This is a genomic window from Aeromicrobium sp. 10G20-16, from assembly GCF_055809665.1.
This window is the reverse complement of record NZ_CM147919.1, coordinates 2,522,166-2,536,244: the sequence shown is the minus strand read 5'-3', so window position 1 is coordinate 2,536,244 and position 14,079 is coordinate 2,522,166. Positions and strand designations below refer to the sequence as shown.

Annotated in this window: 14 protein-coding genes and 1 pseudogene; 3 read left to right on the top strand and 12 right to left on the bottom strand. The window is 69.2% G+C overall.

The window, feature by feature from the left end; translation table 11 throughout:
- The first annotated feature begins 1 nt into the window (after position 1).
- Positions 2-355 (top strand): hypothetical protein, encoded by a 354-nt coding sequence (locus AC0L5F_RS12900; RefSeq protein ID WP_473313801.1) that lies wholly within the window; start codon positions 2-4, stop codon positions 353-355.
- Positions 352-2,577, top strand: a complete 2,226-nt coding sequence (locus AC0L5F_RS12895) for a phage tail tape measure protein (protein WP_473313800.1) — start codon at positions 352-354, stop codon at positions 2,575-2,577. Before AC0L5F_RS12900 ends, AC0L5F_RS12895 begins: the two co-directional genes overlap by 4 nt.
- Positions 2,578-2,605: 28 nt before the next feature.
- On the opposite strand, the gene AC0L5F_RS12890 is transcribed toward AC0L5F_RS12895, so the two are convergent.
- The 7 genes from AC0L5F_RS12890 to AC0L5F_RS12860 form a co-directional block, all read right to left on the bottom strand.
- Complete coding sequence (locus AC0L5F_RS12890) at positions 2,606-3,391, bottom strand: hypothetical protein (RefSeq protein ID WP_473313799.1); 786 nt, start codon at positions 3,389-3,391, stop codon at positions 2,606-2,608.
- 214 nt (positions 3,392-3,605) lie between these two features.
- Positions 3,606-4,364, bottom strand: a complete 759-nt coding sequence (locus AC0L5F_RS12885; RefSeq protein ID WP_473313797.1) for a tyrosine-type recombinase/integrase — start codon at positions 4,362-4,364, stop codon at positions 3,606-3,608.
- A gap of 35 nt (positions 4,365-4,399) precedes the next feature.
- Positions 4,400-4,717 (bottom strand): hypothetical protein, encoded by a 318-nt coding sequence (locus AC0L5F_RS12880; protein ID WP_473313796.1) that lies wholly within the window; start codon positions 4,715-4,717, stop codon positions 4,400-4,402.
- An 81-nt stretch (positions 4,718-4,798) separates the two neighbouring features.
- Positions 4,799-5,269 (bottom strand): hypothetical protein, encoded by a 471-nt coding sequence (locus tag AC0L5F_RS12875; RefSeq protein ID WP_473313794.1) that lies wholly within the window; start codon positions 5,267-5,269, stop codon positions 4,799-4,801.
- A gap of 9 nt (positions 5,270-5,278) precedes the next feature.
- On the bottom strand, positions 5,279-5,662 hold the full coding sequence (locus tag AC0L5F_RS12870; protein ID WP_473313793.1) for a hypothetical protein: 384 nt from the start codon (positions 5,660-5,662) through the stop codon (positions 5,279-5,281).
- Positions 5,663-5,987: 325 nt separating this feature from the next.
- On the bottom strand, positions 5,988-6,866 hold the full coding sequence (locus AC0L5F_RS12865) for an SMP-30/gluconolactonase/LRE family protein (RefSeq protein ID WP_473313792.1): 879 nt from the start codon (positions 6,864-6,866) through the stop codon (positions 5,988-5,990).
- Between the two features lie 215 nt (positions 6,867-7,081).
- The gene (locus tag AC0L5F_RS12860; RefSeq protein ID WP_473313791.1) at positions 7,082-8,029 is read right to left on the bottom strand and encodes a helix-turn-helix domain-containing protein; all 948 of its coding nucleotides are present in this window, start codon (positions 8,027-8,029) and stop codon (positions 7,082-7,084) included.
- A gap of 201 nt (positions 8,030-8,230) precedes the next feature.
- On the opposite strand from AC0L5F_RS12860, the gene AC0L5F_RS12855 reads away from it, so the two are divergent.
- Positions 8,231-9,763, top strand: coding sequence for a class I adenylate-forming enzyme family protein (locus tag AC0L5F_RS12855; RefSeq protein ID WP_473313790.1), 1,533 nt, complete (start codon positions 8,231-8,233; stop codon positions 9,761-9,763).
- Positions 9,764-9,798: 35 nt separating this feature from the next.
- On the opposite strand, the gene AC0L5F_RS12850 is transcribed toward AC0L5F_RS12855, so the two are convergent.
- The 5 genes and pseudogenes from AC0L5F_RS12850 to AC0L5F_RS12830 all read right to left on the bottom strand — a co-directional run bounded on the left by AC0L5F_RS12850 (position 9,799) and on the right by AC0L5F_RS12830 (position 14,035).
- Complete coding sequence (locus AC0L5F_RS12850) at positions 9,799-10,428, bottom strand: TetR/AcrR family transcriptional regulator (protein WP_473313789.1); 630 nt, start codon at positions 10,426-10,428, stop codon at positions 9,799-9,801.
- A complete protein-coding gene (locus AC0L5F_RS12845; RefSeq protein ID WP_473313788.1) occupies positions 10,425-11,639 on the bottom strand; it encodes a bifunctional 3-(3-hydroxy-phenyl)propionate/3-hydroxycinnamic acid hydroxylase in 1,215 nt (404 codons plus the stop codon). Before AC0L5F_RS12845 ends, AC0L5F_RS12850 begins: the two co-directional genes overlap by 4 nt.
- Before the next feature lie 157 nt (positions 11,640-11,796).
- Positions 11,797-11,970: pseudogene (locus tag AC0L5F_RS12840) on the bottom strand (FAD-dependent monooxygenase); the annotation flags it as partial.
- Complete coding sequence (locus tag AC0L5F_RS12835) at positions 11,958-12,899, bottom strand: fumarylacetoacetate hydrolase family protein (protein ID WP_473313787.1); 942 nt, start codon at positions 12,897-12,899, stop codon at positions 11,958-11,960. The gene AC0L5F_RS12835 and the pseudogene AC0L5F_RS12840, both read right to left, overlap by 13 nt.
- Positions 12,896-14,035 (bottom strand): VOC family protein, encoded by a 1,140-nt coding sequence (locus tag AC0L5F_RS12830; protein WP_473313786.1) that lies wholly within the window; start codon positions 14,033-14,035, stop codon positions 12,896-12,898. Before AC0L5F_RS12830 ends, AC0L5F_RS12835 begins: the two co-directional genes overlap by 4 nt.
- Positions 14,036-14,079 lie beyond the last annotated feature (44 nt).

Genomic DNA, 14,079 nt, shown 5'->3' with positions numbered 1-14,079 from the left:
CATGGCGCGAGCTACGACGATCAGCATCAACGTCGGCCCGATCACCAGGGCGACCCGCACAGGCGCCGCGAGGGGCTTGGAGCGTGCCGCCGAACATGTCCTGCAGGTCGCGAACACCCGTGTCCCGATCGAGGAGGGCACCCTCGAACGGTCCGGGGCGACCTCGGTGGATTCCGAGTCGCTGACCGCGCTGATCTCGTACGACACCCCCTACGCCGTGGTGCAGCACGAGGACCTGACCTTGCACCACGACGCGGGCCGACAGGCGAAGTTCCTGGAGTCGGCGCTGGTCGGCGAGAAGGCCAGGGTCGCGTCGATCGTGGCCGCGGCGATCCGTGAGGAGCTGGGCACGTGAGCATGGACCTGGGGGCACTGACCGCCCACATCGGCATCGACGACGACAACTTCAAGTCCACGCTGGACCACGCCCTCGGGTGGATGCGCGACTGGGGCGACGACACCTTCAAGCTCGCGGCCGCGGTCGGTGTCGGGATCGTGACCGCGGTCGGCGCCTCAATGGCGGCGAACCTGTCGGTCGACGCCGCGAACGACAAGCTCGCCGCCGAGCTCGGGCTGTCCGGGGCTGAGTCGAAGCGCCTGGGCAAGGTCGCCGGACGGCTGTACGCCGACGGCTACGGCGAGTCGATCGAGGCCGTGAACGACGCCGTCGCAGCCGTCTACACCTCGATCGACGGCATGGGCACCGCCAGCGGTGCCGAGATCCGCAAGGCCGCGTCCTACGCGATGAACTTCGCCGACGTGATGGACACCGACGTCGCCCGGGCGGCCCAGTTGGCCGGGCAGGCGGTGAAGCAGGGCCTCGCGAAGGACTCAACCGAGGCGTTCGACCTGATGACCAAGGCGTCGACCGCCGTCCCGGTCGCCCTGCGTGGGGACATGCTCGACGCGGTCGAGGAGTACGGCGGATTCCTGGCGCAGCTGGGCCTGAACGGCCAGCAGTCGTTCGGGCTGCTCGCCGAGGCGGCCAAGGGCGGACAGTTCCAGCTCGACAAGACCGGCGATGCCCTCAAGGAGTTCACCCTCAAGGTCGGCGACCTCAACGACACCGGCGCCGGCGCGGCGTTGAAGACCCTCGGTCTGGACGCCGACGAGATGGCGAACGCGATGGTCGCCGGCGGCGACCGGGGCGGCAAGGCCATGGGCCAGATCGTCGACAAGCTCCTCGCGATCACCGACCCCGCGACCCAGGCCAAGACCGCGATCAGCCTGTTCGGTGACCCGCTGACCGAGATCGGGACGAACAACATCCCGAAGTTCCTGCAGGCCCTCGACGACGGCGGCGCGGCGATGGACAACACCGCAGGCGCCGCGGCCCGCTTCGACAAGACCCTGAACAGCAACGCGACCCAGTCGCTGCTGCAGCTGCGCCGTCAGGTCGAGATGACGTTCCTCAAGCTCGGCAACTGGGCCCTACCGATCCTCGAGACCGTCGCATCGACCGCGGCCGAAAAGTTCGGCCCGTCGCTGTCGGCCGCCGGAGCCGCGCTCGTGTGGCTCTGGGGTGCGGCTCAGTCCGCGATCGGTTTCATCGAGGACCACCAGACGATCTTCACGGTCATCGGCGGGCTGATCTTCGCCGTCCTGATCCCTGCGCTCATCGCCATGGGCGTCCAGGCCACCATCTCGGCCGCCGCCGCCGTCGCAGGCTGGATCGCCCAGTCCGCGGGCGCCGCGATGTCCGCCGGCCTGCAGCTCGCGTCCATGACCATGCTCGGAGTCGGGTACGTCGTGATGGCCGGTCAGGCCATGGCCTCCGCGATCCGGACCGCCGCCGCGTGGTTGATCATGATCGGCCCAATCGGGATCGCGATCGCCGCGATCGCCGGCGCCGTGTTCCTCATCATCAAGCACTGGGACACCATCAAGGAGAAGACGGCCGCCGTGTGGGACTGGGTCGTCGAGAAGGTCAAGAAGGTCCCCGGCATGATCGTCGGGTTCTTCTTGAAGTGGTCGCTGCCGGGCCTGATCTTCAAGCACTGGGACTCCATCTCCGGCGCATTCTCAGGGGGCGTCGACAAGGTCGTGACCTTCATGAAGGGGCTGCCCGGCCGCATCCTGCGGGCCGTCGGGAACCTCGGACTCCTGCTCTACAACGTGGGCGGCGACATCATGCGTGGCCTCCTGAACGGCATCGAGGGCGGGTTCCGGTGGATCAAGGACAAGCTGAGCGGGGTCGGCCGCCTCATCCCCGGCTGGCTGAAGAAGGTGCTGGGGATCAGCTCGCCGTCGAAGGTGATGCGCGACGAGGTCGGCCAGTGGATCCCCGCAGGCATCGCTGACGGCATCGACCAGGGCCTGCCTGGGCTGCGGAAGGCTGCCGAGGCGATGGGTGACGCGATGGTCGTTTCCTCGACTGGGGCGCCGCAGTTCGCGGCATCGGCGAACCGTCCGACGGCGGCGAACCTCGGGCAGGCGGCGGAGTCCGCGATGTTCTTCGGCGGCACGCCGCCGATGAGTGATCGTGGGCCGCTGATCGGGAGCGTCTACCAGCAGCCCGGGGAGTCCGACGCCGAGCTGGCTGAGCGCCTCTGGCGCATCATGAGGGCGAGGGGCTGACCGATGCCCCAGCGGGGGCGGCAGCCGTCTAGGTGGGGCTGCCTGGGTCGTCCTTGGGCGTCTCACGCGCGCGGCTGAGCGCTTCTCGGCGCTCCCTCATCAGCTCGCGCCGGGCCTTGGACTCACTGGCGAGGCGAGCAGCGCGAACCTCGCGGTCTTCGACGGCAACATCGAGCGTTGAGTCGTTGATGAGCGGGGACTTCTTCACCACCTTGGTCAGGGCCTCGAGGCTAGTGGCGATGTCGTGGATGCCCTTGACCATGATGAACTGTTGATCGTTCAAGAGGCCGAGATCTTGGACGATCGTCTCGTCGAACTTGTTCCCGTGACCATCGTTGTAGGCGATTTGGAAGGTGAAGCGATCTGGCCACTTGCCAGGCTCTGCGGACCTCGTGCGGATGTCGTCGAAGAACACCCTGAGCCTGTACTTCGGAGGCATGAGCGGCATCGGCTCGGTGAAGAGCCTGGTGTTCGAGAGCGAGGGTTCGTCCGGGTCGGCGACCGCTCGATCAAGCGACGGGGTCACCGAGATTCGCACATCGTGGGCCGGACCGTTCCCGACGTTCTCGATGACGATGTCGAGGAGCTGGAACCACGTCTCGCCCCTCTCGACGCTGACCATCACGTAGGGCCGAGTCTGGTCCAGCCGCGTCGCGCGGCCGAGCCAGAGTTGCCGCAGGGCAACGAAAGCGGCAACGAGCGCGACCAAGAATGTTCCGGCCGTCGCGGCGTACGCCACGATCGCCCACTGGGAGCCGTCCAGTCCCAGGAACGTCAGGTCATTCGGACCTTCCACCGCCGTGCAGAACATCATTCGACGATAGACCTAGGCCGGTTCGCAGCACCCCGAGGCGACGCGACGCACGTGCAAGGGCCCCTCGGCAGATGCCTGCCGAGGGGCCCTCGCGAGCGACGATCACCAGCTATGCGAGCTGCTCGCGCCGCGGCTTGGCCGGCCGCCGGTCATACTCGTGCAGCATGCGAATCCAGTCCTCACCCCACACCAGCAGCGGGTGCAGGCCCAGCAGCTACACCCCCAGCAGCCCGATCGCGGCTGTTCGCTCGTCCTCGTTGACGCCGAGATACCTCTCGGTCGTCTCGAGCGACGAGTGCCGCATCAGCGTCTGCACCAGGCGAATGTTCACCCCCGCCCTGACCAGCCCCGTCCCGTAAGTGGCCCTCAACCGGTGGATCGACCCCTGCGCGATTCCAACGTCGCGGAACCGGTCGGCGACTCGCTGCGACACGTACCCGGTGCCGAACGGCATCCCGGGCCTCCGCGGCGACGGGAACCACAGCCCACGTCGCGGGCGCCGCTGCGCAAGGTCCCACAGCAACGGATGCGCCGGAATCGTCGCCGCTTTCCCACCCTTCCCGATCACACGGATCGACTGCGCGTCGATGTCCTCGCCTCGGAACTTCGCGACCTCGTGCGCACGCAGACCCGCGAGGAGGGCCAGGAGCATCCATCCACGGACAGTCTCGTCCGCGCCGTCGAGCACCGCGGCGACCTCGTCGGGCGTGAGCGGGTGAGGGGACGAGGACGGCTTCGGCGGCCGCCTGATCGTCGCCATCGGGTTCCGCTCGAGCTGGTCGGACTCCATCAGCCAGCGGTACACCGAGGACAGGTGCGCGTGGTAGGTCAGGCGAGTCCAGCCCGAGTAGCCGGCGAGCCACGTCGCGAGCGTGGGCGCCGGCAGGTCCCAGGTGCCCCACTCGCGCCGTCGCCAGGCTTCGAACTCGACGCGCTGCTCGATCGTGCAGGGGCTCAGCCCCTGACCGAGCATCCAGTCCTCATAGTCGCGCGTCGCCGCCCCCGTCGTCATCGTGCCGCCCCCGCCTGCGCTGACGCCTGCAGGTGGGTGAGGGCATCGCGGAAGCCGGCCACCTGGTCGAGTCGCAACACGCCCGCCGCGTCGACCGCGATCACCGGTTCGACCCCGGGGATCTCGGCGACCAGCCACAGGCTGATCTTGCCGCCCTGCAGGTCGACGGACTGCGAGACGCACTGATCGACATCGTCGTCGTGTTCGGTGCACCACGTCGTGCCGTGTGGGCACGCGGTAGCGGCGCTCATCGTCCGGTGGGCGTACTGGTCCTGCGGGTCGTTCTGGCTGACTGGTGTTCTACGGTCATTCATGGGTTCGGTTCCCTTCGTTGCAAGGTGATCGGATCAAGGCCCCGTCGTCGTGTTGGCGCACGCGGCGGGGCCGCTTGTGGTTCAGTCCTCGGGCCAGCCCTCCTCGTCTTGGTCGATCTGCTCGAGCTTGTGACTCTCGAACGCGTCGATCACTTCTTCGACCTTGCGACTCTGGGCGTGGGCGAGCACTTCGATGGCTACCCCGTACTGTCGGACCATTGCGACGACGAGAGCGATCACCCCGCTGCTCTCACGGCGTGACTGCATCTCCATGACCTCGTCAACGATCCGTTGCGTCTGAGGGGCGGCGGAGTCCTCTGCGACGGCGATTCGGAGGAGCTTGATGGCCAAGAACTCGGCTTCGTTGTAGGCCTGGGCCTGGTCGCCAGCTGCGTCGAAATCGTCGGCCATGCCGGTCAGCTCCTCACCGGTCATGCAGCCCGGACAAATCAGCGTTGTTCCGTCGGCCCCAGCCTCCCACCCGAGAAACGCCTCACTGGACTGGTCGGGTGCAAGGCGGCCACATCTACTACACGTTGTCGAATTGCTCATCGTCCTCCCCTACCTCCGGCCAAACCGATTGATGAACGCAACGAGGGCGTGCCCGAGCGTCAATGCGATCTCGGGTCGATCCTCCTCGCGCAACTTCTTGAACAGATCATCGAGCTCGTTACTTGCGTCGAGCAGATTGAACTTCTCGATCAGTGCGGCGAAATCCGCTTCGGCCGTCTCCGCGGACCTGTCGAGCACGTCGAGGATGTCTAGGTAGTCGGCAACGCCGGCAAGGCTCAGGCCGGCGACCTCAACCTCACCGGACTGGTGGACTAGTTCATAGGTGGCGTAGTCGGTGGAGCGGGGGTCCCGGCGCCGGGACTTGACCGCCTTGAGCCCGCGGCGTTCGGCGACGCGCCTGACGCGATTCTCTAGCACCTTGGCGGGGGTCATATCACTGTCTCGCTTCTATGCTGGAAGTCATGCCTGAAAGCATGCTGGAAGGTATGCGCGAAGTCAATAGCCCCCGGGCCCGCCCGGCTCGGCACGCTTCCGTTGGTCACGAGATGGTCACAGACCCGCGATGAACCGGCGCCACCAGCGAGCACGGCGGAGCATGATCGAGCCGGAATTTCAGCGGTTCGAGGACGGACGATCACGACCGATCACCCCCGATGACGGAGTGCCCGGGTCTTTTAATCCGCGGGTTGTGGGTTCGAGTCCCACGGGGCCCACTCGACCTCGGACCTTGGGGGCACGCTGCTCGCCATGAGGTCGCTCACGGCACGAGGCGAGTGGTGAGGATCTCGGCCTCCCGCACCGGCCTGCGGTTCGCCTCGGAGAAGTCCGGGGCGGAGCAGAGGAACAGCGTCTGGCCGTCGTCCCCTCCCAGGGCGCAGGCGAAGACTCCCGAGGGGGTGCGGATCTCGCGCAGGATGGCGCCTCCCTCGGCGACCTGCACGACACGCCCGCCGATGGCGTCGGCCACCCAGAGGTTGCCCTCGCCGTCCAGGGCGCAGCCGTCCGGTGCGATCACCAGGCGAGCCATCGCGGGCTCGAGGGCGTCCTCGACCGGAGCCGGACCGAACTCGGCCCAGGTGGTGCGGTTGGTGAGCGTGCCGTCGTCGGCGATCTCGAAGGAGGTGACCCGGTTGCCGAACGACTCGTCCACGAGGAGTCGACGATCCGCCGTGATCACCATCCCGTTCGGGAACCAGAGGTCGTCGGCCACCTCGGTGACGGAGCCGTCGACGTCGACCAGGAACAGGTTCGTCGAGGTGACCGACCCACCGCCCATCAGGTCGAACCCGAAGTTGCCGACGTAGGCGCGGCCCTGCTCGTCGACCACCATGTCGTTGACGTGGTGGTCCAGATGGGCGGACAGGTCGGCGTGGGTCACGAGGGTGCCGCCGGGCTCGCGCCGCACCACCAGCTGGTCGTGCTGCGAGGCGATGAGCAGCCGGCCGTCGGGCAACCACCCGAGACCGGACGGCTGGCCGGGGACCTCGGCCTCGAGCCGCAGGTCGCTCCCGTCCTCGAGGACCGACATGACGCGGTTCGTGTAGAAGTCGGAGAACCAGAGTCGGCCGTCGTGCCAGCGCGGGCCCTCGGTGAAGGACTGGTCGGTGACGATCGTGGTGAAGTCGTTCGCGGTCATGGTCGCGTGCCTTTCGCTGGGGCGCCGCCGATGCCACGGGGAGCCGGGGAACACTCGACCGTCGCTCTCGCCACGGTCGAGGGCCGATCCCTTCAGAACGGCCTGCGTCCAGCGAACCGGAACTCCGGCGGATCGTCTCGTGCTGGCGCGCAGAGGACTGTCGTGGACGCGCACACGTCACGGAGACGGATCGAACCGAGCCCGCCGGACCGGGATCAGGCGTCGTGCTGCTCGGCGCGCACCTCTCGCGGCGTGACGCCGAAGTGTCGCCGGAAGGCGGCTGCGAAGGCGCTGGGCGAACCGAAGCCGACGGAGGCGCCCACCGCCGCGATGTTGTGTCCCGCGAAGGCGGGGGTCATGAGGCGGCTTCGTGCGAGCTCGAGACGCTCGGTACGGATCAGGTCGCTCGCCGTCATGCCGCTGCGCGCCAGGACGGCCTGGATGTATCGCGGCGACCAGTTGATGGCCGCTGCCATGGACGTGACCGACAGGTCGGGGTCCGTCGCGTGGTCGCGGATGTGTCGCCGGACCGCCTCCAGGACGGCGTCGGATCCGGTGTCCATCGGAACCAGGGCCGAGCCCGCGATGGCGAGCCCGAGAAGATCCAGGGCCCGGTCGCACACCAGGTCGAACTCGCTCGCCGTCAGGTCGTCGCTGGACTCCATGAGGCTGACGACGAGATCCCGGCCCACACGGGCGAGACCCATGCCGCTGAGGACCTGCATCGGCAACCCTCCCTCGGGACCCGGCAGGCGATCGTGCACCCGCTGGGCCGGGACGATCAGGGTGACGGCGGAGGCGTCGCGATCGTGCACGAGGCGAAACGGGGTGTCGATCGGCAGCAACGCCACGGTCCCCGGCCCCAGACGCCGGCCCGACTCGTCACCCAGCACGTGCATGTCGCCGGACAACGGGACGAGGACCTCGTAGTGGCCCCTCTCGTCGCCCTTGATGTCGCGGCCCGACCTCTGGACCACTTCGGCCCCGCTGCGCCAGTCGACCAGCTCGTAGGTCGCGGTTCGCTGGCGCGTGGTCAGTCCTCGGAAGGTTTGGGTGTCGAGGGTGACGTCGAGGTTTCCGTGGATGCCCGAGCACCAGTCGCGCCAGGCGTCCATGGACTCCGGGACCGCGTGGTGCGCCGTCAGCGTGGTGCGCTCGTACATCGCCACCTCCTGGGGCGGATGCTAGCAACCGATGTGATGCGCGTCTCATCACTCACGAGCGGCCCCCTGCTCAACGGGCGGCGCCGTTCGCACCCTGTGCGCGATCACGACACAGCAGTGCGCCCGTGCGCGAGACCCCGGGCGCTGCCACGGCTTCACTGAAGGGACACCGCGCTGCCGTCGTAGACGAGAGGACCCCCGATGAGCACGATCATCCCCATCGATCGGACGCACAACCCCTTCGATCGCCAAGGGGTGACGACCGACGAGAACGCTCCCCGGTACGAGTCACTCGCTCCGTCCCTGGTCGCTCTCCTGAAGTCCCGGGTCGACCACTCCCCTGACACCGAGGCCGTCGTGGAGGTCGGCGGCGACCGGATGACGTACCGCGAGCTCTGGGACCGAGCCTCACGGGTGGCCGGTGGGCTGCGAGACCGCGGGATCGAGCGGGGGGACCGCGTCGCCGTGCGCCACCCCGCGGGAACCAGCTGGGTGCTCTCGTTCTGGGGAACGCTCATGGCCGGAGGCATCGTGGTGGCGACCAACACGCGATCGTCGGAGTCGGAGACCCGGTTCATGCTCGACGACGCCGGGGTGTCGCTGGACCTGACCGCGGAGTCGGACCTTCCGGACGGTGAGAGCTTCGTCGACGACCAGCTCGGCCTCGATGACGTCGCGGCGTTCTTCTACACCTCGGGCACCACCGGTCACCCCAAGGCCGTGCCGACGACGCACGCCGCCTTCTTGACCAACGCGGTCAACGTGTCGCGCACCATCGGCATCCCCGAGGACTCCGGGCCGGCCATGCGCACGCTGATCTCGGTGCCACTCTTCCACGTCACGGGCTGCAACACCCAGCTGCTCGCGGCGGTGCACGTCGGTGGGACGTCGGTGATCCTGCCCGCCTTCGACCAGGCCCGACTGCTCGAGGCGCTGGTGGCCGAGCAGATCACCTTCATGGTCTCGGTCCCGGCGATCTACGCCCTGATCCTGCGCAATCCGCAGTTCGCCCAGACGGACGTCTCCGGTGTGCGCTGGGTCGGCTACGGCGGAGCGCCGATCGCACCAGCGCTGGTAGCGACGATCCAGGAAGGCTTCCCCGGCGCCCGGGTCTTCAACGGGTACGGCATGTCGGAGTCGGCCTCGCTGATGACCGTCCTCCCCCACGAGGACGCCGTCGATCACGCCGACTCCATCGGTTACGCGGTCCCCTCGGTCGATCTCGGCGTGATCCCGCTCGACGACGCCGACCCGACGGTGGGCGAGCTCGTCGCGCGGGGAGCGAACGTGACAGCTGGGTACTGGAACCGGCCCGAGGCCAACGCGCAGACCTTCGCCGGCGGCTGGCTGCACTCCGGCGACATCGTCCGGGTCGACGAGGCGGGCCGCGTGCACATCATCGATCGCAGCAAGGACATCATCATCCGCGGCGGCGAGAACATCTCGAGCCTCGAGGTGGAGGCTGCCCTGCTCGGCGCTCCGGGCGTCGCCGACGCCGCGGTCATCGCCGTGCCCGACGAGGTCATGGGCGAGAAGGTGGGCGCGGTGCTCTTCGCCGACGGAGCCGAGATCGACGTGGACGACGTGCTCGCGCACTGTCGAGACCGGATCGCCGACTTCAAGGTCCCCCAGTACGTCCAGCTCCGGGAGGAGCCGTTGCCACGCAACGCCGGCGGCAAGCTGCTCAAGGGCCAGCTGCGGGACTCCGCGCACTGGGGTGATCCGGTCCGCTGAGGCCAAGGCGACGGCACCCGATCAGGGCCGCGCGACTACAGCGGCCGGGAGCAGACGTCGAGGGCGTCGTCGGCTGACAGGCCGAGTCCCTGGAGCACGTGACGGGTGACGCGATCGGTGGTGGCGGCGTCGTCCAGGTCGGGGTCGCGGTGCAGACGTTCACCGAGGGTCAGCGCCGCGCCGCTGATGACGATCAACGCCGCGTCGACGTCGTCGATCACGAACCTCCCGGCCGACCGTCCCGCCTCGAGGTCGCGAACCACCCGTGGCATGAACCCCACGTCGGCCCGCTGGACCTGCGCCGAGCCCAGCAGCACCTTGCTCAGCTGCGGCTCCAGACGGTGCAGCCGGCCGAGCAGCCGGAAGCTGCGGGCGAACACCTCGGCCGGATCGTCCAGCTCGCCCGCGACCTCGTCGAAGAAGGCGCCGACCTGCTCGACCGCTGCGACGACGGCCGCGTCGAACAGCTCGTCCTTGGTCGAGAAGTGGTTGTAGAACGTGCCGATGCCGACGTCGGCGGCAGCCGTGACCTCCTGGACCGCAGCGGACGTGCGCCCCTCGGACAGCAGCCGTTGCGCCGCCTCGATCAAGGCTTGACGCGTGCGTGCCTTGCGACGATCGAACCGGTTCTGCGGCTGCTCGGCCATCACCACGCCCTCCGTCACGTCGACCCTCCGCACGGCGCAAGGATCCCAGCGGCGGCCGCGACCAGCGCCCTGACGTCTCGGCCCGATGCCAGCACCGTACCGTCCGGTCGCACCAGGGCCGCCCGGGATCCGGCGTCGTCGAGCCAGCGTCCGACGGCGGAGTCGTGCACCCGATCGAGGACGACCACCGCCAGCTCGTGCAGCTGCTCGACGTCGCTCGGGGACAGGGGGTCCAGGGAGGCCAGGCACCACCGGCCGGCGGCGATCTCGTCGAGCCGACGATCGTCGTCCAGCAGGTCGGGGACCAGTGCGCCTGCGAGCGGGTCGCCGCGACGTGCGCGGACCAGGCTCGAAGAGGTCAGCGGCGGCGTGACGCTGTCGGTGACGGCCGAACGGACGGCGGGCAGCAGCGAGAGTCCGGGGAGCAGCACCCGGCGAGCGGCGTCACCGAATCGCCCGCCGGACGTCATGGCCCGACCCATGCTCCGGGCCACGACGATCAGGTCGCGGGCGTGCGGGGCGCGCTCCTGCTGGTACGTGTCGAGGGCCGTCGGGGCCAGGCTCCCCCGCAGCACGCCGTCGATCTTCCAGGCCAGGTTCGCCGCGTCACGAACGCCGGCCCCCAGACCCTGACCGATGAACGGCGGCGTCAGGTGGCAGGCGTCACCGAGCAGGAAGACCGGTCCGTCACGCCACCGGTCGGCGACGGCGGCACGGAAGACGTAGTCGGTGACGCGCACCAGCTCGAGCCGGTCCCCCGGCGTGGTGGCGGTCCACGGGCGCAGCAGCGGCAGCAGCCGGTCGATCGTGGCGAAGTCGGCCGCGCTCTCGCCGTCGAGCAGTCGGAACTCCCACCGGTAACGCTGCTCGCCGATGCGCATGAACGTGGCCGCACGACGGGTGTCGCACACCTGGTGGACGCCGTCCCACTGCTGCAGGTCCACGTCGGTCACGACGTCGATCACCATCCAGCGCTGCTCGAAACCCAGCGGCTCCATGACCGCACCGATGCGGTCACGGACGAGGCTGTTGGCGCCGTCGCAGCCGAGCACGAAGGCACACTCGATCGTCTCGGACTCACCGGACTTCGTGTCGACCCACCGCACCGAGGCGCGCGTGGGCGACAGGACCTGGACGTCGACCACCTCGACGCCACCGCGCAGGGTGACGGTGTCGAGCTGGGCCAGACGGCGCCGCAGCACGTGCTCCAGCTCGGGCTGGTCGAACATGTTCGCGCGCGGCCGACCCGTGCAGCTCGGACAGCCCCTCGCGCCCGAACTCGCCGAGCACACGGTGGCGGCGGTCCACCAGCCGGAGCCCGCCACCGGGCCGTGAGATGCGGGCGAAGTCGTCGGCGACGCCGAGGCGCGCCAGGATGCGGTGCACCTCGTCGTCGAGGTGCACCGCCCGCGGCTGGGGATAGACGTCGTCCCAGCGATCGAGCACCAGGCACTCGACTCCCGCCTGTCCCAGCGCGATGGCCGCCGACGCGCCGGTCGGGCCCGCTCCGACGACCACCACCGGCAGCGGCGCCGCGGACCGACCAGTCACCGCGCCCATCGGACCGACGTGCGCTGGACGCCGAGGTCGATCGCGCCGTCCGGCGTGGCCACCGCCACCTCGACCAGGTCGCCGTCCTGCAGGTACTTGGGGTTCTTGGCCTGACGACCGAAGAACGACTTCCACTTCACCGCAGGCGGCAGCAGGTGCCCGATGATCTCGATCGGCTTGGGCGGTGCACTCAGGGCGGTGCCCACCGGCGTGCCGGTCATCAGCAGGTCTCCCGGCTCGAGCCGCTGGAAGCCGGTGAGCGCGCGGAGCGAGGCCAAGGGACGGTAGATCATGTCGGTCACCGACATGTCCTGACGGATCTCGCCGTTCACCCACAGCCGCAGCACCAGGTCGTCGAAGCGCTCGAGATCGCCGGGCTCCAGCAGGACGAGCGCGGGTCCGACCGGGGTGAAGGTCGGGTACGACTTGCCCTCGTAGAACTGGGTCTTGGGCAGCTGCAGGTCGCGTGCCGAGACGTCGTTGGTGATGACCAGACCGGCGACGACGTCCTGCAGGTCGGCCTCGGCGAGGGTGGACCCGACCGGGACGTCGCGACCGATGACCAGTCCGATCTCCACCTCGTAGTCGAGCAGGCGCACGTGGGCCGGCCTGACGATGTAGTCGTGGGGTCCGCTGATCGATCCGGATGCCTTGCGAAAGAACGCCATCGGCACGCTGGCCGGGTCGAAGCCGGAGTCGGCGGCGTGCGACGCGAAGTTGGTCATCTGCGCCACGACGCGACACGGCGCGGTCACCGGGGACTGCAGCTCGAGGTCGGCGACGGGGATCGGCGCCGCCGTGGAGGTCCGAGCGGCGAGGACCGCGTCGCGGTCGGCCACCAGCTCGCCGGTGGTGGCGGCGGCCGTGTCGATCGGCACGGCACCATCGGGACGCTGGAGCCACCAGCGGTCGGCGGTTCGGAGGACGGACAGGGTCATGAGCGGGCCACCTTCAGCAGGCCTCGGAGGCGGTCGAGATCGAACTCGGTACCGCCTCGCACGGAGGCGATCATGGACAGGACTTCGTGCAGGGACTCGCGTCCCGGAGCGATGCCGAGGAAGTCGGCGGTCGCGGGCGGGCCCCACTGGGCCAGGTTGGAGGCCGTCATCTCGCCCCAGCCCGGCTCGAGCGAGGAGTCGAAGAGGTCGCCGTCGGTGAAGTGCTCGACGAGGAAGCCGTCCGGGTCGCGCCAGTAGTCGAAGATCTGGCTGCCCTGGATGTGGCGGCCGATCCCCCACGAGCGGTCGTAGCCACGGTCCGCCAGGTGCTCACCACCGGCGGCGAGGGCATCGAGGTCGGCGACCTGGTACGCCGAGTGGACGTAGCGGTTGCGGGGACCGAGGGTCATCGCGAGCGTGTGGTGGTCGGTCGGGACGGCGCCCTGGTCGCACCGGATGAAGCTCATGGCCGGTCCGCGGTCGCGCTGACCGGGAAAGTACAGGAAGTCGCTCACGATCATGCCGAGGTGCTCGAGGTACCAGTCCAGCGAGGCGCGGTAGCGGTTCGACTGCAGCACCACGTGCCCGAGCCGCTGGACCGCGGCCGGGCGGCGCAACGGCCTGACCGTGTCGTTGACCCGGTTCACCTGGTGACCGACGTTGACCTCCTGGGTGGGCGGAGCCGCAAGCTCCGGCAGGTCGTCGACGTCGGCGACCACCCGCACCCGGGCGCCAGCGGGCTCCCGCACGTCGACCGTGAGGCCGCCGAGGTGCTCGGGCAGCCTCTGCACGCTCGCGTCGGTCGCCTCCGCCAGGCGCAGCAGGTCGGCCGGGTCGGCGGCGCGGAACGCCGGTCCGACGAACCGCGAGCGGCGGTCGGGGCTCTTGCGGATGATGACGCACGGCGGCCCGGCGTCGGATCCGCGCAGCGTCAGCTCGCTGGCCGTCCGGCTCGAGGTGGTGAAGCCGAACGCGTGGGCGAACACCTCGGCCGCGGCGAGGTCGGGCTTCTCGAACTCGAGCCAGGCGATGTCGTGCACCTTGATCACGGGGTCGCGATGCCGACCCGTGTGCTCCCCCGGCAACGCACCGGACTCGTGGTGCAGGTGCTCGTGGACGTCGTGGACCGCCGTCATGTGAATCTCCATTCGTAACTGAATATATCTTCAGTCAACAGCAG